This is a genomic window from Marinobacter antarcticus, from assembly GCF_011049865.1.
In the GTDB taxonomy this organism is placed as follows: domain Bacteria; phylum Pseudomonadota; class Gammaproteobacteria; order Pseudomonadales; family Oleiphilaceae; genus Marinobacter; species Marinobacter antarcticus_A.
Window position 1 is genome coordinate 15,852 of record NZ_DRGY01000092.1, and the last position, 17,171, is coordinate 33,022.

17 protein-coding genes are annotated in these 17,171 nt (G+C 56.8%); 11 read left to right on the forward strand and 6 right to left on the reverse strand.

Annotation, left to right across the window (positions count from 1 at the left end; genetic code table 11):
* Positions 1 to 49 precede the first annotated feature (49 nt).
* The 6 genes from ENI00_RS11840 to ENI00_RS11865 all read left to right on the forward strand — a co-directional run bounded on the left by ENI00_RS11840 (position 50) and on the right by ENI00_RS11865 (position 5,967).
* Positions 50 to 1,018 carry a sensor histidine kinase gene (locus ENI00_RS11840; protein WP_304102493.1) on the forward strand — a complete coding sequence of 323 codons (969 nt, stop codon included), beginning with the start codon at positions 50 to 52 and terminating at the stop codon, positions 1,016 to 1,018.
* On the forward strand, positions 1,015 to 1,779 hold the full coding sequence (locus ENI00_RS11845; RefSeq protein ID WP_304102448.1) for a LytR/AlgR family response regulator transcription factor: 765 nt from the start codon (positions 1,015 to 1,017) through the stop codon (positions 1,777 to 1,779). Before ENI00_RS11840 ends, ENI00_RS11845 begins: the two co-directional genes overlap by 4 nt.
* Before the next feature lie 115 nt (positions 1,780 to 1,894).
* Positions 1,895 to 2,836 carry a hydroxymethylbilane synthase gene (gene hemC, locus ENI00_RS11850; protein WP_304102450.1) on the forward strand — a complete coding sequence of 314 codons (942 nt, stop codon included), beginning with the start codon at positions 1,895 to 1,897 and terminating at the stop codon, positions 2,834 to 2,836.
* Positions 2,817 to 3,629 (forward strand): uroporphyrinogen-III synthase, encoded by an 813-nt coding sequence (locus tag ENI00_RS11855; protein WP_304102452.1) that lies wholly within the window; start codon positions 2,817 to 2,819, stop codon positions 3,627 to 3,629. The genes hemC and ENI00_RS11855 overlap by 20 nt, the downstream gene beginning before the upstream one ends.
* An 8-nt stretch (positions 3,630 to 3,637) precedes the next feature.
* Complete coding sequence (locus tag ENI00_RS11860) at positions 3,638 to 4,729, forward strand: uroporphyrinogen-III C-methyltransferase (protein WP_304102455.1); 1,092 nt, start codon at positions 3,638 to 3,640, stop codon at positions 4,727 to 4,729.
* Positions 4,726 to 5,967, forward strand: a complete 1,242-nt coding sequence (locus tag ENI00_RS11865) for a heme biosynthesis HemY N-terminal domain-containing protein (protein ID WP_304102460.1) — start codon at positions 4,726 to 4,728, stop codon at positions 5,965 to 5,967. The genes ENI00_RS11860 and ENI00_RS11865 overlap by 4 nt, the downstream gene beginning before the upstream one ends.
* A gap of 48 nt (positions 5,968 to 6,015) precedes the next feature.
* Here the strand turns inward: ENI00_RS11865 and ENI00_RS11870 are convergent, their stop codons facing one another.
* The 3 genes from ENI00_RS11870 to rho form a co-directional block, all read right to left on the reverse strand.
* Positions 6,016 to 7,020 (reverse strand): FAD-binding oxidoreductase, encoded by a 1,005-nt coding sequence (locus tag ENI00_RS11870; protein ID WP_304102496.1) that lies wholly within the window; start codon positions 7,018 to 7,020, stop codon positions 6,016 to 6,018.
* A gap of 1 nt (position 7,021) precedes the next feature.
* The gene (gene ubiD, locus ENI00_RS11875) at positions 7,022 to 8,509 is read right to left on the reverse strand and encodes a 4-hydroxy-3-polyprenylbenzoate decarboxylase (protein ID WP_304102463.1); all 1,488 of its coding nucleotides are present in this window, start codon (positions 8,507 to 8,509) and stop codon (positions 7,022 to 7,024) included.
* A gap of 177 nt (positions 8,510 to 8,686) precedes the next feature.
* Complete coding sequence (gene rho, locus ENI00_RS11880) at positions 8,687 to 9,949, reverse strand: transcription termination factor Rho (protein WP_304102467.1); 1,263 nt, start codon at positions 9,947 to 9,949, stop codon at positions 8,687 to 8,689.
* A gap of 364 nt (positions 9,950 to 10,313) precedes the next feature.
* On the opposite strand from rho, the gene moaB reads away from it, so the two are divergent.
* From moaB to ENI00_RS11900, 4 genes are read left to right on the forward strand one after another with little or no spacing between them, the layout of a single operon-like run.
* Complete coding sequence (gene moaB, locus ENI00_RS11885; RefSeq protein ID WP_304102470.1) at positions 10,314 to 10,886, forward strand: molybdenum cofactor biosynthesis protein B; 573 nt, start codon at positions 10,314 to 10,316, stop codon at positions 10,884 to 10,886.
* 28 nt (positions 10,887 to 10,914) lie between these two features.
* Positions 10,915 to 12,129, forward strand: a complete 1,215-nt coding sequence (gene glp, locus ENI00_RS11890; protein WP_304102499.1) for a gephyrin-like molybdotransferase Glp — start codon at positions 10,915 to 10,917, stop codon at positions 12,127 to 12,129.
* A gap of 1 nt (position 12,130) precedes the next feature.
* Positions 12,131 to 12,391 (forward strand): molybdopterin converting factor subunit 1, encoded by a 261-nt coding sequence (gene moaD / locus ENI00_RS11895; RefSeq protein ID WP_304102473.1) that lies wholly within the window; start codon positions 12,131 to 12,133, stop codon positions 12,389 to 12,391.
* 1 nt (position 12,392) lies between these two features.
* Positions 12,393 to 12,842 carry a molybdenum cofactor biosynthesis protein MoaE gene (locus tag ENI00_RS11900; RefSeq protein ID WP_304102476.1) on the forward strand — a complete coding sequence of 150 codons (450 nt, stop codon included), beginning with the start codon at positions 12,393 to 12,395 and terminating at the stop codon, positions 12,840 to 12,842.
* Positions 12,843 to 12,857: 15 nt separating this feature from the next.
* On the opposite strand, the gene mobA is transcribed toward ENI00_RS11900, so the two are convergent.
* Together mobA and trxA are read right to left on the reverse strand one after the other, a co-directional pair.
* On the reverse strand, positions 12,858 to 13,463 hold the full coding sequence (mobA, locus tag ENI00_RS11905; RefSeq protein WP_304102479.1) for a molybdenum cofactor guanylyltransferase MobA: 606 nt from the start codon (positions 13,461 to 13,463) through the stop codon (positions 12,858 to 12,860).
* A gap of 106 nt (positions 13,464 to 13,569) precedes the next feature.
* Entirely contained in the window at positions 13,570 to 13,896 is a 327-nt protein-coding gene (gene trxA / locus ENI00_RS11910) for a thioredoxin TrxA (RefSeq protein WP_304102482.1), read from the reverse strand.
* Between the two features lie 303 nt (positions 13,897 to 14,199).
* On the opposite strand from trxA, the gene ENI00_RS11915 reads away from it, so the two are divergent.
* Positions 14,200 to 15,669 (forward strand): Ppx/GppA phosphatase family protein, encoded by a 1,470-nt coding sequence (locus ENI00_RS11915; protein ID WP_304102502.1) that lies wholly within the window; start codon positions 14,200 to 14,202, stop codon positions 15,667 to 15,669.
* Positions 15,670 to 15,674: 5 nt separating this feature from the next.
* On the opposite strand, the gene ENI00_RS11920 is transcribed toward ENI00_RS11915, so the two are convergent.
* On the reverse strand, positions 15,675 to 17,171 hold a 1,497-nt coding region (locus ENI00_RS11920; protein ID WP_304102485.1), incomplete at its 5' end, for an ATP-binding cassette domain-containing protein.

The following is a 17,171-nucleotide window of genomic DNA, read 5'->3' on the forward strand; positions in this document are numbered from 1 at the left end:
CACACAGGATTTCTTCGTACCGGACCTGTGCCGGGTGCGAGCCGTGTTCATGCTGTTGATCACCAGCGAACTGATGGTGTTGGTGCTGGCGATTGTTCAGGCGAGCGACGGATGGATTGACTGGAACTATTTCGCGCTGTTGTCGCTGTTCGTGCAGTGGGCCACGCTCACCAGTGCTGCGTTGATCTGCGTGCTTCGACCACGGCTGGCCAGACTGTCTGTGCCCCGCGCCACCCTTGCGATCGCGCTCATCATACTGCTTGACGTTCTGACGTTCAGCCTGTTTGCCGACAATATCCTGCACCCACAGCCCGGGGTTATAAACTGGCAGTCGATTGCAAAAAAGTTGCTGTTGGCGCTGCTGATTGTGCTGATAGTACTGCGTTACTTTTACCTGCAACACCAGTGGCAACAGCAGCGCGAAGCAGAAATGCAGGCACATCTCGCAGCGTTGCAAGCGCGCATACAGCCGCACTTTCTGTTTAACAGTATGAACACCATCGCCAGCCTTATTGCCACGGATCCCGAACAGGCAGAAGAAGCGGTTCTTGATCTTTCAGAACTTTTTCGCGCAAGCCTGCGCACCAGCGACCAACTGATCCCGCTGGCAAAAGAGCTGGACCTGTGCCAGCGTTATCTGGCTATCGAGGCTTTGCGCCTTGGTTCGCGCCTCACCCTGGAATGGCATATAGCCGGCGGGCTGGAATACCAGGCCATCCCTCCGCTGACCCTGCAGCCGTTGGTAGAGAACGCCGTCTACCATGGCATACAGCCTCGCCAGGAGGGCGGTACCGTGCGCATTGAGGCAGAGGCCCGAGGCGATTTTGTGTATCTGCTTGTGCAAAATCCCAAACCCGATGGTAACGGAAGTTTGCACAGCGGCAATCGCATGGCCCTGAGCAACATACAAGCTCGGCTGCACGCCCTGTTTGGAGAGTCGGCTGTGCTCAAGCACAGCCACCAGGATGACGTTTACACGGTAACGTTGAGGCTACCAAAAATCACACAGCAATTATGATGAAACAGACGATTCTGATCGTGGATGACGAACCTCTGGCCCGCGAGCGCCTTCGGCGTCTGGCCGAGGATCTGCCGGACTACCAGGTTTGTGGCGAGGCCGCCGACGGCGAGTCCACGCTTGCCCGCGTTGCCGAGCTGCAGCCGGACATACTCCTGCTGGACATTCGCATGCCGGGTGTTGACGGGTTGGAAGTTGCGTCACGTTTGAGCCAGCTCAGCAATCCTCCCGCGATTATTTTCTGCACCGCCTACGACATCTATGCCATTCAAGCTTTTGACGTACAGGCCATCGCCTATTTGCTGAAACCCGTGCGCAAAATCGCACTGGCAGAAGCACTGGCCCGGGCTGGCAGGGTTAATCGGGTGCAGTTACAGGTACTTGCCAGAGAACATACCGGCAAGAGCGCGAACCAACCCGAAGACGAACAGATGGCCGTTCGCACTCACAGGGGTACCGAGCTGATCGACATAGCCGGGATTCGCTACTGCCAGGCAGACCAAAAGTACGTGACCATTTATCACAGCCGCGGCGAAACGGTTTCCGACTACACGCTGAAAGATCTTGAAACCGCGTATCCCCGACAGTTGCTCCGGATTCATCGCAATACTCTGGTGGGCGCGCGCTTTGTTCAAGCCTTGAAGCGCACTCCAGCCGGCCACAATCTGGTCTTACTCAGGGAAAACCTGGGCGAACTGCAGGTCAGCCGGCGGCACGCCAGCAGCGTTCGCCAATGGCTGCAGGGGCAGCAATCTGGCTGAACGAGGCTGGCGCAGAGCACTGCCAAAGCGGGCGGTGAATAGCCGTCACCCACGGGACTTTTACAACGCCACAAGGTAACCTTGGCGAACATTTTCAGAACTGACAGTGAGCACCATGTCCAAACGAACCCTTCGTGTCGCAACCCGCAGCAGCGCTCTGGCGTTATGGCAGGCAGAATTCATCAAGGCCGAACTGGAACGACTCCACGACGACGTGGTGGTAGAGCTGATCAAAATCAAAACCCAGGGGGACAAAATTCTCGATGTTCCACTGGCCAAGATCGGCGGCAAGGGCTTATTTGTGAAAGAGCTGGAAGAAGCCATGCTCGATGGCCGTGCGGACCTCGCCGTGCACTCCATGAAAGATGTGCCCATGAACTTTCCCGAAGGCCTGGGCCTGATTGCCATCTGCGAACGCGAAGATCCGTCGGATGCGTTTGTCAGCAACCACTTCGATAACGTTGACGCCCTGCACCATGGCGCCGTCGTCGGTACGTCCAGTTTGCGCCGGGAATCCCAACTGCGCGCTTATCGGCCAGATCTGGAAATCCGGATGCTGCGCGGCAACGTGAACACCCGGCTGGCAAAGCTTGATGCAGGAAACTACGACGCCATCGTGCTGGCGAGTTCTGGCCTCAAGCGTCTGGGTTTTCACGAGCGGATTCGCTACTCCATGCCAGACACCGTGTCCCTGCCGGCGGTTGGCCAAGGCGCCCTGGGCATTGAATGTCGGCTCAATGACAACGAGCTGCACGCCATGCTCGAACCACTGAACCATACCGATACGGCCGACCGCGTGAAAGCGGAGCGCGCGCTTAACCGTCGTCTTGAAGGTGGTTGCCAGGTGCCCATTGCGGCTTATGCCCTGCTGGAAGACAACGATATGTTATGGCTTCGTGGACTGGTTGGCGCCGTTGATGGCACGCAGATCCTGCGCGTCGAGGGCCGGGCACCCCGGTCGGAAGGCGAGCGTCTGGGCCGTGAACTGGCGGAGGATCTTCTGGCGCTGGGCGCCGACAAAGTGCTGGCTGAAATTTATGGCCATACTCCGCACTGATTCAACCTGTCTGGCCGGCCGGCGCGTTCTGATTTGCAGGCCGGAACCGGAGGCATCGCGGCTGGCGCGGCAGTTTCAATCGGCCGGCGCCAAAACGCACGTCCTTTCTCTCATAGAAAGGGAGCCGTTGCCGGAGACTCCGGAACGGCGCACGACCATTCTCAGCCTCGATGAATTTTCCCACGTTATTGCGGTCAGCCCCTACGCTGCGCGCCTTTTACTCCAAGAACTGGACACCTGGTGGCCGCAGTTGCCTGCCGGCCTGAACTGGTACGGGGTGGGCGCCGGCACCGCCAAAACACTTGCCGCCCACGGGCTAAGCCCACGCAAGCCAGATGACGGCTGGACCAGTGAAGCGCTATTGAAGCTGTCTTCGCTGGCACGCCTGGACGGTAAGCGGGTACTGGTGGCCCGAGGTGAGGACGGTCGTGAACTGATCCGAAACACCCTGGAAGCCCGGGGCGCACGCGTTACCGTGATGCCTTTGTACCGAAGATTCTGCCCGAACTACACAACAGCGCAGGTTCGCTGCGCCCTGGAACAGTTCGCGCCGGATGCCGTGGTTGCGCTTTCAGGAGAAACTCTGAACAATCTCATCGCACTAAGTGCGGATTGCAGCCATAATCTATACGATAGACCCGTGATTGTGCCCGCACGTCGTATCGCCGATCAGGCTCGCGCCGCGGGATTCAATGCTCCGTGTATACCAGGAAGCCTTGCCGATAATGACATCGTGGCCGCCGTTGCAGAACAACTGGCAGGCCGGGACGGTGGCTCCGGAAAAGCCAAGTAAGGACGCCCGTGACTGAAACAACAAAACAATTACCCGCCCCGATTACCGACGAAACCCCCTTCCGCCACAAAGTCTGGCCGGCTTGGGTTATCGCCATCATTGCACTGGTCAGTGTTGCCGCGCTGGCAGTTTGGAACTGGCAACAGTGGAACAGCCAACAAACCACAATGCAGACACTGAACAGCCTGCAAGAGGATACCGCCAAGCTTGAAAGCCTTTACGGCAACCGCGGTAATCAACAAGGCCAGCGCTTGCAATCCCTGGAAGACAAGCTGTCGTCCCAGCGGGACATGATCGCTACCCAGCAGCGCCAGATTGATCACAACGCACGCGAACTGCTGGAGGCCGGAAATCGCACCCGCACCGACTGGCTGCTGGCGGAAGCCGAGTATCTGCTGCGCATTGCGAATCAGAGACTGCTGATCGAAAAAGACATTGGTGGTGCCCTTTCCGCTCTCAAAAGCGCCGACGAGGTGCTGACAGAATCTGACGACATTGGTGTGTACCCGGTGCGTCAGCAACTAGCGCGGGAAATCCTGGCCCTTAAAGGCATTAGCAGTGTCGACAGAACCGGCCTCTACCTTACCCTTGAAGCCGCCATCGACGGTGTTCATCAACTCACCGATCAGGCGCTCATAAGCGAACAGGCGCCCGGATTTGTTGGCAGCGCCCTGTCAGAAGACGGCTCGGGACCCGGTGGCGAACCAAGCGTTTTGTTCAAAGCGTGGGAAAAGTTCAAATCAACCCTGATGCAGGTTGTCGTGGTTCGCCGCATGGATGAATCGGTCAAGCCACTGCTGTCACCGGACCAGAGCGCCTACGCGCGACTGAACCTGCAGTTGATGCTTGAAGAAGCGGAGATGGCGGTGCTCAGAGGCAATCAGCCCTTGTACAAGCGCGCGCTGGCCAAAGCCAACGCGGCCGTCGAAGACTGGTACGATGGCAGCAATCCGCGAGTGAACGCATTGGCAAAAACCCTCACGGAGCTCTCCTCGCGCAACGTTGCACCGGACTTACCCGACATCAGCAAGTCTCTTGATCTTCTTAAAGAACGACTCGCAGGTCGGTCCGGCAAGGGTAACGGAGGCGACGATTCATGATTCGCCTGCTTCTGATCATTCTGTTTGCCCTTTTAATCGGCACCGCTCTCTCTCTCGGGTTGCAATACGATCTTGGATATATCCGCATTAGCCTGGGCAACTATCTGATCGAGACCAATTTCTGGGTCGGTTTGGCACTGCTCATTGTTGTGGTTGCGCTGATCGTTCTGACCGTTGGCTTGATACGCCGCATGCAACAGGGTTCAGGCGTTGTTGCCAACTGGGTGTCGCGGAGCAAAGAGCGTCGTGCACGTCGGCGCACCACCCAAGGACTGCTGGCGCTGGCAGAAGGCAACTGGCCAAGAGCACAGAAAATGTTAACGTCAGGTGCCAACCACGCAGACACCCCTCTTATCAATTACCTGGCGGCCGCCCAGGCTGCTTTTGAGTGCGGCGACTACGACGCGGTAGACGAGTTGCTTCGCAAGGCATTTGAAAGCACGCCCGGCTCGGATATGGCCGTGGGCATTACCCAGGCCCAGCTGCAACTTGCCGGCAACCGCCTGGAACAGGCTCTTGCAACGCTGGTGCGCTTGCGCAAGCAGTCTCCGCATCACCCTTTTGTTCTCAAGCTTCTTAAAAACACCTATCTTCGCCTTGAAGACTGGCGCGAGCTGGCAAAAATGTTACCCGAGTTGCGTAAACGCAATGTACTCCCGGAATCGGAGTTGGGTGAACTGGAGCGTCAGGTATGGCACAACCTGCTAGTGCGCGCAGCAGAAGACTGCCGGCGCCAACAAACACAGACGCCAGACACGTCGCTTGAGCCTCTCACTCGGTTGTGGGATGAACTGCCAAGCTTCCTGCGCCGGGACGAGAAAACCATAGGGGACTATGCACACCTGTTGGCAGATCTTGGCGATGAAGAACAGACCGAAACGCTGCTGCGTAAAGTTCTGCAAAACCATTGGAGCGACGATCTGGTCAATCTTTATGGGCGGATACAAGGGCGCAAACCGGATGAACAGCTGCTGACGGCTGAGCAGTGGCTTAAGAACCGGCCCAATAACGCCGAACTCTTGCTCGCGCTCGGGCGATTGAGTTTGCGCAATGAACTTTGGGGCAAAGCCCGGGAGTATTTCGAGACCAGCCTGAGATTAAAACGCAGCCGGGAAACCCTGGCGGAACTTAGCCGCCTGAGCGCTCATATGGGTGACGAAGAGGTGAGCATCAAGCTAATGATGCAAGGGTTGGCGAAGGACAGCGGGCTTCCGCAACTGCCCATGCCCAAAGCCTGATTGCGGCGCGCACGACCCGAAAGCAAAAAATGAAACAATACCGGTATGTCAGCTTCGAGGCGCGTATTCCAGCACGTCGGAAAAGAATCCCTCTGGCGGCAGACCGGCGTCTACCAAGGCATCCATCAGCGCGTAAACCATCGCGGGTGAGCCGCTGGCGTGCACTTCAACATTGTTCCAGTCCACCCCAGAGGCCAGCACGGTGCGCACCAGCTGTTCATGATGCCCGCTCCAGTCGTTATCCTCATCGTCACCCACAACGGGCTGAAATGTGAAACCCGGCCAGTCCTGTTCCCACTGCCGGGCCTTGGATCCGAGATACATATCTTCATGATGACGCACGCCCCAGAAAAGCTTTACCGGTTGGTCAAAAGACGTACCGCGTAAATAGTCCACCAGGCTTTTCATCTGCGCAAAGCCAGTACCGGCAGCCACCAGGAGTAAAGGCTTTTCCGGCGCACTGGCAATGCATGCTTTGCCGTGGGGCAACTCCAGCCTGACCGTTTCACCGGAGGTCAGCGCATCAATAACCTTTTGCGCTGAAACCCACTCCGGAGTGGCCTGAATATGCAGCTCAATATTTTGCTCGGATGGGCTGCTGGCAATGGAAAAGTAGCAGGGATCGGCACCCGGGAGTACAACCGATAAATATTGGCCCGCATGGAAAGACAGCTCTCGCCGCCGTGGCAACTGAAGCTCTATCCGATACACATCGTGATTGATGGAACGCACATCCACGACATTTGCCTGAAACGTTCGGGGCTGGTTTTTTCCTGCTGCCATAACGGCGGGTATCTCCAGTTCAATATCGCCAAGTGCGACGGTTCTGCACATCATCAGCCGCGCGCCGGTCGGAATCATTTGTTGGTTTCGAGTATTCAGAGCGTAACCCGCAAGCAGCCGGGCCTCACACAGTTCGCATACGCCATTTCTGCAGGCGAACGGAACAGCAACACCTGCGCCGGCCGCAGCGCTCAGTAAATCTGCTTGCCCGACGGCCCAATAGCGAATTCCGGAGGGCTCAAGCCTGATCCGCCGCGCCCCTTTGCCCATATCAGTCGGGGCGGGGAGGCGCAGTTTCAATGCCCAAGCTACCCCAGAGATCATCCACACGCTGTTTGACGGCGTCGGTCATGGCGATGGGCTCGCCCCACTCCCGGGTTGTTTCACCCGGCCATTTGTTCGTGGCGTCCATTCCCATTTTGGAACCCAGGCCAGACACCGGCGAGGCAAAATCCAGATAATCAATGGGTGTATTCTCTACCAGCATGGTATCGCGGGCGGGGTCCATCCGGGTGGTAATGGCCCAGATCACGTCTTCCCAGTTGCGGGCATCGACATCGTCGTCTGTGACAATAACAAATTTGGTGTACATGAACTGCCGCAGAAAAGACCACACTCCCATCATTACCCGCTTGGCATGCCCCGGATACTGCTTTTTCATAGTCACCACGGCAAGCCGGTAGGAACAGCCTTCCGGCGGCAGGTAGAAATCCACAATTTCGGGAAACTGCTTCTGCAAGATGGGGATAAAAACTTCGTTTAGCGCCACACCCAGAATAGCCGGCTCATCTGGCGGGCGGCCCGTGTAGGTGCTGTGATAAATCGGATTTTTACGGTGAGTCATGCGCTCAACGGTGAACACCGGAAATTCGTCCACCTCGTTGTAGTAACCCGTGTGGTCACCAAACGGGCCTTCCGGCGCTTTATCATCAGGGTAAATAAAGCCTTCCAGAACAATCTCGGCGCTGGCAGGCACCTGCAGGTCGCTGAGGCCACACTGCACCAATTCGGTACGACTGCCCCGGAGCAAGCCTGCAAACGCATACTCAGACAGCGAATCCGGCACAGGCGTCACGGCGCCAAGAATCGTAGCCGGGTCTGCACCAAGCGCCACGGCTACAGGATAGGGCTTGCCGGGATTAGCCTTCTGAAATTCCTGAAAATCCAGCGCACCTCCGCGATGACTCAACCAGCGCATAATCAGCCGGTTACGACCAATCAGCTGCTGGCGGTATATACCCAGATTCTGACGCTCTTTATGCGGCCCGCGGGTAATCACCAGCGGCCAGGTAACCAGCGGTCCTGCATCCCCGGGCCAGCAGTGCTGTACCGGAATCTGGTACAAATCGATCTTGTCTTTTTCGATGACCACTTCCTGACAGGGCGCAGATCGGAGCACTTTCGGGCTCATGCGCATGACCTGCCGAAGCAATGGCAGTTTTTCGATAGCGTCTTTGAAACCTTTGGGGGGGTCTGGCTCTTTGAGATAGGCCAGCAGCTTGCCGATGTCCCGGAGCGCGGTCACGTTATCCTGGCCCATGCCCAAGGCCACTCGCCTGGTGGTGCCAAAAAGATTGGCGAGCACCGGCATGTCGTAGCCTTTAGGATTTTCAAACAACAACGCAGGCCCACCTGCCCGCAGTGTGCGGTCACAGATTTCGGTCATTTCCAGATAGGGATCAACTTCCACTGAGATACGTTTCAGCTCGCCCAGTTTCTCCAACTGGTCAATGAAGTCCCGTAGGTCGTTGTATTTCATGTTCGGCTCCGGTTAAGTCCGGCATTGTACGCAGATTCGGAGAAATTGGTTCTGACGGTCTGCCAGAACAATATGAGGGGTGATTGCAAAAATGCGCGTACAAATTCGACAAGCAGAACCGGGGAAGGTCTCCCCGGTTCTGCCAACTCCACAATCCCTGAGGCGCCAAGACTCTCTCTAGCGACGCTTCATCGACTGGAAGAACTCGTCGTTGGTCTTGGTCTCTTTCAGTTTGTCCAGCAAGAACTCGATGGCGGCGGTGTCGTCGTCCATGGAATGCAAAAGTTTGCGCAGAATCCACACGCGCTGGATATCCGCCTCGGTCATTAGCAAGTCTTCTCGGCGCGTACCGGAACTGCGAATGTTGATGGCGGGGTAAACACGCTTTTCAGCGATTTTGCGATCCAGGTGAATTTCCATGTTACCTGTACCCTTGAACTCCTCGTAGATCACTTCGTCCATTTTCGAACCCGTGTTCACAAGAGCCGTTGCAAGAATTGTCAGGCTGCCACCCTCTTCCACGTTACGAGCCGCACCAAAGAAGCGCTTGGGCTTTTCCAGAGCGTGCGCGTCGACACCGCCGGTCAACACTTTGCCCGAGGACGGGATCACTGTGTTATAGGCACGAGCCAGACGAGTAATGGAATCCAGCAGGATAACCACGTCTTTTTTGTGCTCTACCAGGCGCTTGGCTTTCTCGATGACCATCTCCGCCACTTGCACGTGGCGAGCGGGCGGCTCATCAAAGGTGGAGGCAATCACTTCACCGCGCACGGTGCGCTGCATTTCAGTCACTTCTTCCGGCCGCTCATCAATCAACAACACAATGATGTGGCATTCCGGATGATTGCGAGCGATGGACTGGGCAATGCTCTGCATCAGCAAGGTTTTACCGGCTTTGGGTGGCGATACAATCAAGCCACGCTGGCCTTTACCAATGGGCGCAACCAGATCCAGCACACGGGATGACAAATCCTCGGTGCTACCGTTGCCGGTTTCCAACTGCATACGCTCATCGGGAAACAGCGGCGTCAGGTTTTCAAACAGGATTTTGTTGCGAGCGTTATCCGGCTTGTCGAAGTTAATCTCGTTAACTTTCAACAGGGCAAAGTAACGCTCACCGTCTTTCGGCGGACGGATCTTGCCGGCAACGGTGTCACCTGTGCGCAGGTTGAAGCGACGGATCTGGCTGGGAGAGACATAGATGTCGTCTGGTCCGGCCAAGTAGGAGGCGTCGGCAGAGCGGAGGAAGCCGAAGCCGTCCTGCAGAATTTCCAGCACGCCATCGCTATGAATGTCTTCGCCGCCTTTCGCGTGCTTCTTCAAGATGGTGAAAATCACATCCTGTTTGCGCGACCGGGCGAGGTTATCGAGACCCATCTCTTGCGCAATGGCAAGCAATTCGGGCATGGAGTTCTGCTTGAGTTCAGTAAGATTCATAGGTTATTAGATTATCAGGAATGGAGTAAACGGATATTGGGATGACAGGGGCGCCCCTGAACAGATTTATTAGTTTGTTGATAAAACAGGTGTTGGCCAGATGAAGCAACCGGTGTGGATAAAATCCGGATTAAGATACTAAAGCCAATAGAGTGGGCACAACCGTTCTTAGGGCAAGAGCGATAATCTGCTACCTTACCTGCTAATGTCAAGCGTCGGAGCAAATAATCGCCAACTTTTCTAGCCAAAAAGCTCGCGTACAGGCGCCGGAGTCTCCCACTGACAGGTTACTCCCTTCCATTCCGGTTCGCTGATGGAGATACTGGTAGCCACAATCTTTCCTGTGATTTCCGGAGCGCCATTCATGAGCAGTGAACACACCACCGAACTCAACCCTCTCAATATCGCGATTCTCACGATCTCCGATACCCGCGGGCCCGATGAGGACTCCTCTGGCCAGTTTCTTGAAGACAGCGTTTTAGCCGCCGGGCATAGACTGATTTCACGGCGTATCCTACCGGACGACGTTTATCTGGTGCGCGCTGCGATGTCGTCCTGGATTGCGGAGCCCGACGTTCATGCAGTTATCATTACGGGTGGCACCGGCTTTCACGAACGCGACAGCACACCCGAAGCGGTTGCGCCATTACTGGACAAAATCATTGAAGGCTTCGGAGAGGAGTTCCGGCGCCTCTCCGCGTCGGAGATCGGCACGTCGACCATTCAGTCCCGGGCGTTTGGGGGGCTTGCTAACCATACGGCTATTTTTTGCTTGCCTGGTTCCACCGGCGCATGTCGGACAGGCTGGAACGGCATTCTGAGCACCCAGCTGGATAGCCGGCACAGCCCCTGCAACTTCTCGGATCTGGTTTGCCGCAAGCCGGAGCGCGCCGTTGAACGGCTTCAGCAGGTTATCGGCAAGCACGCCCTACGCTAACGGATCCTGCACACGGACACGGAGACACATCATGGCAGTCAGTCTAACGCCGGTTGAAGACGCTATGGCCCATCTGCTTGGCGCGGCTCCGGTGATCGCGCAAACCCAACCTCTGCCGCTCACCGAAAGCCTTGGTCGGATTCTCGCCCAGGATTATCAGGTTCCTTCAGATGTGCCGCCAGCGGACAATAGTGCAGTGGATGGTTACGCCCTGTGCGCTGGAGATTACGTACCGGGCCAGGCATTATCAGTATCTGACAGAATTCCGGCCGGCGCGGCACCCAGTCCCCTGAAGCTCGGCACTGTGGCCCGTATTTTTACCGGCTCGGAGGTTCCGGCAGGCGCCGACACGGTCATTATGCAGGAGCAGGTTGAGGTTACGCCGGGCGGCATCCTTATTAACGGCGATATAGATGCCAACCAGAACATTCGCAGGCGCGGACAGGATCTTGCCAGGGGCACGTTGGCGCTGAAAAAAGGCACAAAAATCCGGCCGCAAGAGATGGGTCTTCTGGCGTCGATGGGGGTGGCCGAGGTCGCGGTCATGAGGAAGTTGCGCGTGGCAATTTTCTCGACCGGCGACGAACTGGTAGACCCGGGACAACCGCTTGCCGCCGGTCAGATATATAATACCAACCGTTTCACCCTGCTTGGCTTGTTGGCTGAGGCAGGCTGTGACGTAACGCTGTGTGAGACGTTGCGAGATAACCGCACAGTAACGCGGGAAACGCTGGAGCGGGCGGCAACTCAGGCGGATCTGATCATCACCAGCGGCGGTGTTTCCGTAGGCGAGGAAGACCACGTGCGGGCGGTGCTGGAGGAATCCGGCGAACTTTCGCTCTGGCGGTTGGCCATCAAACCCGGCAAGCCGCTGGCTTTCGGTTCGATCAAAGGCACGCCGGTATTGGGTTTGCCCGGCAACCCGGCTGCGGTTCTGGTCACGTTTCTGATCGTGGGCATGCCCTACATACGCACCTGCCAGGGCCGGTTGCACATTTATTCACCAGGTAAAAAAATGCCCGCCGCGTTTACCGTAACCTCGCCCTCTGTGCGCAGAGAATTCGTGCGTGCACGCACCGAATCGATGAACGGTGAGACCCGGGTGAGCGCTTATCCGAACCAAAGCTCTGGCGTGCTGAGCTCTGCGTGCTGGGCAGAGGGCCTGGCGGTGGTGCCGGAACACACCACGGTCGCTGCGGGCGACCTGCTGGATTATTACCCATTTACTGAGTTACTGAGCTGATATGACTGAACCGACCCTGACCGTCCGTTTTTTTGCTCGCCTCCGGGAGGAGTTGGGCACAGAGCAACTCACCCTGCCTGCGCAGGCGAATCAGACTGCTGGCGACTTGCTTGGTGTTCTTGCCAGCCGAGGCGGCCCTTGGGCACAACTGCAGGGCGGCCAGCCCGTGATGATTGCCATCAATCAGGCTATGGCAAAACCTGCAACGCCGGTGCAGGCGGGCGACGAAGTGGCTTTTTTCCCACCGGTAACCGGGGGTTAATGTGATCAGCATTCAGACTGAGGATTTTGATTCGGGCGCCGAGTATGAGGCCCTGCGTGCCAGTGGCGCAGGCACGGGTGCTATTGCGACGTTCACTGGCTTGGTGCGGGATAGCGGCGATATGCAAGGGGTGTCGGGGCTGTTTCTGGAGCATTACCCGGGAATGACTGAGCAGGTGATTGCGGGGCTTGTTGAGGAGGCGTCCAGACGCTGGGATGTGCGCAAGGCGCGGGTAATTCACCGGGTTGGCAAGCTGTTGCTGCAGGAGCAGATTGTGTTTGTGGGTGTTTGCAGTGCCCATCGGGGCGATGCGTTTGCGGCTTGCGAGTTCATTATGGATGCGTTGAAGGCATCTGCACCGTTCTGGAAGAAGGAGCTTTCAGATACTGGAGAGCATTGGGTGGAGCAGAAGGCTTCTGATGTTGCTCGGGGTAAGGTTTGGGGTAAATAGCCTATCCTTTGAGTTTTAGCTCACCAGGTCTTCTGGTCGGTTTTTGTTTTTGAATGCTTCTGCAGCATCCGGGCAATCCAGTGTTTTTACGCCCGCGGTTTCAGCGAACACCATCACCCTGCGATTGTCACCGCGTAGCTGCGCTTCCAAAAGGCCGACAAGGGAGACCGGGTATACGCCGTGCAAGGGGTGGGCTCTTCCATCGCATTCGGCGATAACGGGCAGATCGGGGTTTTGTTGCCAGGCGGTGAGGAGTCGCTGGAATACGTCTGGTTGTATTCCCGGGGTGTCACAGGGGCACACGAGTACCGCGTCAAACCCTCGTTTTCGAGCTTCGGTCATACCAGACAACAGGCCGGCCAGGGGCCCCTGGTTTTTGAAATCGGGCGAGTCTTGCAGTACGTCGCCGAGCAGGCGGTATTCTTCCAAAGAGCGGTTGGCGCTTATGAGCACCGGGGTAGCGACGGTGCTGAGGGCTTCGGCGACCCAGTGGGCCATGGGGCGTTCGCGCCAGTGCAGCAGGCCTTTGTCCTGGCCGTTCATGCGGGTTCCGGCGCCGCCGGCGAGCAAGAGAGCACAGACTTTTTTCTGGGTTGTGAGGTTTGGGCTTGCGTCGTTCATGGCGCGTCTCAAAACAAAGTCCGGTTAATCTCTGCCTCATACCAGACGCTAAAAAGCCGCCCATGAGCATGGCTCAGAGGCGGCTTTTCAGGCAATAAGGATGCAATCAGAGATTGCTGTCCAGAAATGCTGCGAGCTGTGATTTGGACAGCGCGCCGACTTTAGTGGCGTCGACGTTGCCGTTTTTGAACAACATCAGAGTCGGGATACCACGGATATTGAACTTGGGCGGTGTTTGCTCGTTTTCGTCGATATTGAGCTTGCAAACTTTCAGCTTGCCGTTGTATTCGTCGGCAACTTCTTCAAGCACAGGCGCAATCATTTTGCAGGGACCGCACCACTCCGCCCAGTAATCTACCAATACGGGAACGTCAGACTGAAGCACGTCCTGCTCGAAGGATGCATCGGTTACATTTACAATATTTCCGCTCATTTAATTTTCCTAGTTAATGCTTTGATGACTACTTTACGCGATTGATCCCGCGTATGTGAAGCAGTAGATCCACCAGCTTGAATCGGCGATACCCGAACCCCACACAATTCAACGGGCTGTTTGCGGCTGCCAATCCTGCCCGGTTACTGACAGGTCCGGGGATTTTCGCTTATAGTACGCGCACGTTCATCCCACAGGATTCTGACCATTGTGACGGACACCTCTTCAGCGGACTCTTCAACCGACTCTCCAGCCGACTCTTCAACCGTAAACGCTACCCCAACGCCGGATACGCTTGCGGCCATTGATATGGGCTCAAACAGTTTCCACATGGTGGTTGCCCGGCTGGTGCACGGCGAGATCCGCACCATGGAAAAAATGGGTGAAAAGGTGCAGCTTGGCGATGGCCTTGACGCCGACAACTGCCTGACCGAAGAGTCCCAGGAACGCGCACTTGACTGCCTGCGCCGGTTTGCCCAACGCCTCAACGGCACGCCGCCGGAGGGTGTTCAGATAGTGGGCACCAACGCGCTCAGGGTTGCCCGCAATGCCAGCACGTTCATTGCGCGGGCGGAGGAAGTTCTAGGGTATCCGGTTGAGGTGATTGCCGGGCGGGAAGAGGCCCGATTGATTTATCTTGGCGTGTCGCACACGTTATCAGACGATGCCGGGCGCCGCCTGGTGATAGACATAGGCGGCGGCAGTACGGAGTTGATTATCGGGCAACGTTTTGAGCCCCAGGAACTGGAAAGCCTGCACATGGGCTGTGTTTCGTTCCGCAACCGGTATTTTGCCGATGGCCGGATTACCGGCAAGCAAATGGATAACGCCATTATCCACGCCGAACAGGAACTGCTGAGTATCCGCAGGCGGTTTCGGTCGGTTGGCTGGCAAAGTTCGGTGGGTGCGTCTGGCTCAATCAAAGCGATCAGCGTCGTGCTGGCAACTCTCAAGATAACCGATGGCTCCATTACCTGGAGTGCCATGGAGGAGTTGCGCCGCCGGCTCGTGGATATGGGCAGCGTGGAGAAACTGGGGGAACTGGGCTTGCGCTCGGATCGTCAGAATATTTTCCCGGCCGGTTTTGCTATTCTTATGGGCGCTTTCCAATCCCTGAACATACAGGATATGACCTTCACTGACGGCGCACTCAGAGAAGGCTTGCTGTATGGCATTGCCGGGCGAATTCAGCACGAGGACGTGCGGGAACGCAGCATTTCGGCCCTTCAGGAGCGATATCACGTAGATCAGAGCCAGGGCGCCGCGGTTGAGGCCACGGCTATTGCGGCATGGACACACATTGCGGCCGCCTGGAATCTCGATACGGTTACCGATGAAGAGGTTCTGCGTTGGGCCTGTCAGTTGCACGAAATTGGCCTGACCATATCGCACAGCCAGTACCACAAGCACGGATTCTACCTGCTGCGCTACTCCGACATGGCCGGCTTTACACAGCAGGCACAGCTTGAGTTGGCCATTCTGGTAAGGGGCCATAGGCGCAAATTCACCGCGTCCATTTTTGATGGAATCGACCCGGGCGATCTGGAACGCTTGCGCCGCCTCTGTATATTGGTGCGCCTTGCCGTGCTGATGCAGCATTCCCGTAATCTGGAACCGCCGCCCGATTTCACCTTGCAACCAAGAGAGAACGGCCTGTTGCTTACCTTTCCCGAGGGATGGTTCGATGAGCGCCCGCTAACGTTCGCGGATCTGCGCAATGAACAGGATTATCTGGCCAAACAGAATTTTGTACTGGAACTGGCAGGCGGCTGACAGGTTCACTGGCCTGCCAGTTCCTCCTCCATCGCTTCCACTGTTTCGCTGATATCAAGCCATTGCGCTTCAGTCTCTTCAAGCCTGGATTTGGCGTCTGACTGCTTACCAAGCAACGCCTTTAGCCGGCTTTTCGATTCATCACTGTACAAGCCCGGGTCGACAAGTTCCGCCTCCAGGCCGTTGAGAATTTCATGCAGTGATTCCATCTGTTTTTCCAGCGCTGCCTGCTGCTTTCGAAAGGGACTCACCTTCTGCCTGAGTGCTGCTTCCGCGCGCTTGCGTGCTTTTCGATCTTCTGCGCTTTCCCCAACGCCGGCCTCTGATCCCGAAACCGCAACATCGGAATCTGAACGCGTGCCACCCTCCGATTGTCGTTTTGGCGCTTCGGTATCGTCCTTGCGACGATCCGCCAGCCAGCGTTCATAATCCTCAAGGTCACCCTGATATTCCGAAACGCCGCCGTCATTAACCAGCCAGAATTCATCAACGGTGTTCCGCAGCAGGTGTCTGTCGTGAGACACCACCACGACCGCGCCTTCAAAATTCTGCAGCGCCATAGTCAGAGCCTGGCGCATTTCCAGATCCAGGTGGTTGGTGGGTTCATCCAGCAGCAGCAGGTTGGGCTTTTGCCAGGCGATAACCGCCAACGCGACACGAGCTTTTTCACCACCCGAGAAAGAACGTATGGGACTTAACGCCTGATCGCCATGAAAATCAAAGCCCCCCAGAAAGTTACGAACACTTTGCTCGGAGGCCCTGGGCGCCAATCGTTGCAGGTGCAGGAAGGGGCTGGCATCGAGATCCAGCGACTCCAATTGGTGTTGGGCAAAATAGCCGATGGCCAGGTTATCCCCACAGGTCCGCTCACCGGACATCAACGTGCTTGTGGCGCCTTCCTCACCCTGCCCCAGCAACGCATCCATTAACGTGGATTTGCCGGCGCCGTTTGGACCCAGCAGACCAATACGACTACCCGGCAAAAGGCTCAGATTGATACCGTCGAGAATAACGGTTTCTCCATGCCCGGCACGCCCGTGACGAATAGACAGCAGCGGACTGGATACTTTGTCCGCCATCGGAAACTCGAAATTGAACGGTGAATCTACGTGGGCGGGGGCAATTTTCTCCATCCGCTCCAGCGATTTCACCCGGCTCTGCGCCTGGCGGGCTTTCGTGGCCTTCGCTTTGAATCGATCTATAAACCCCTGGATTTCCGCTATTCTCGCCTGCTGACGCTCGAATCCCGCCTGTTGTTGGGCGAGCCGCTCGCTGCGCTGAACTTCAAACGCAGAGTAGTTGCCGGTGTAAAGCTCCAGTTTGCGTTGATTAAAGTGAACCACGTGGGTGGCCACCCGATCCATGAAGTCCCGATCGTGAGAGATAAAAAGCAGCGTACCCGGGTAACGGCGCAACCAATTTTCCAGCCACAGGCAAGCGTCCAGATCCAGGTGGTTGGTGGGCTCGTCCAGCAGTAACAAATCCGAAGGCCGCATCAGCGC

Bases quoted from the DNA above. Each gene is read 5' to 3' on its own strand.
- ENI00_RS11855 (WP_304102452.1), top strand. From the start codon at position 2,817: ATGGCCATACTCCGCACTGATTCAACCTGTCTGGCCGGCCGGCGCGTT.
- ENI00_RS11870 (WP_304102496.1), bottom strand. From the start codon at position 7,020: ATGGGCAAAGGGGCGCGGCGGATCAGGCTTGAGCCCTCCGGAATTCGC.
- mobA (WP_304102479.1), bottom strand. From the start codon at position 13,463: ATGAACGACGCAAGCCCAAACCTCACAACCCAGAAAAAAGTCTGTGCT.
- ubiD (WP_304102463.1), bottom strand. From the start codon at position 8,509: ATGAAATACAACGACCTACGGGACTTCATTGACCAGTTGGAGAAACTG.
- trxA (WP_304102482.1), bottom strand. From the start codon at position 13,896: ATGAGCGGAAATATTGTAAATGTAACCGATGCATCCTTCGAGCAGGAC.
- rho (WP_304102467.1), bottom strand. From the start codon at position 9,949: ATGAATCTTACTGAACTCAAGCAGAACTCCATGCCCGAATTGCTTGCC.
- moaD (WP_304102473.1), top strand. From the start codon at position 12,131: ATGACTGAACCGACCCTGACCGTCCGTTTTTTTGCTCGCCTCCGGGAG.
- hemC (WP_304102450.1), top strand. From the start codon at position 1,895: ATGTCCAAACGAACCCTTCGTGTCGCAACCCGCAGCAGCGCTCTGGCG.
- ENI00_RS11845 (WP_304102448.1), top strand. From the start codon at position 1,015: ATGATGAAACAGACGATTCTGATCGTGGATGACGAACCTCTGGCCCGC.
- ENI00_RS11840 (WP_304102493.1), top strand. From the start codon at position 50: ATGCTGTTGATCACCAGCGAACTGATGGTGTTGGTGCTGGCGATTGTT.
- ENI00_RS11865 (WP_304102460.1), top strand. From the start codon at position 4,726: ATGATTCGCCTGCTTCTGATCATTCTGTTTGCCCTTTTAATCGGCACC.
- moaB (WP_304102470.1), top strand. From the start codon at position 10,314: ATGAGCAGTGAACACACCACCGAACTCAACCCTCTCAATATCGCGATT.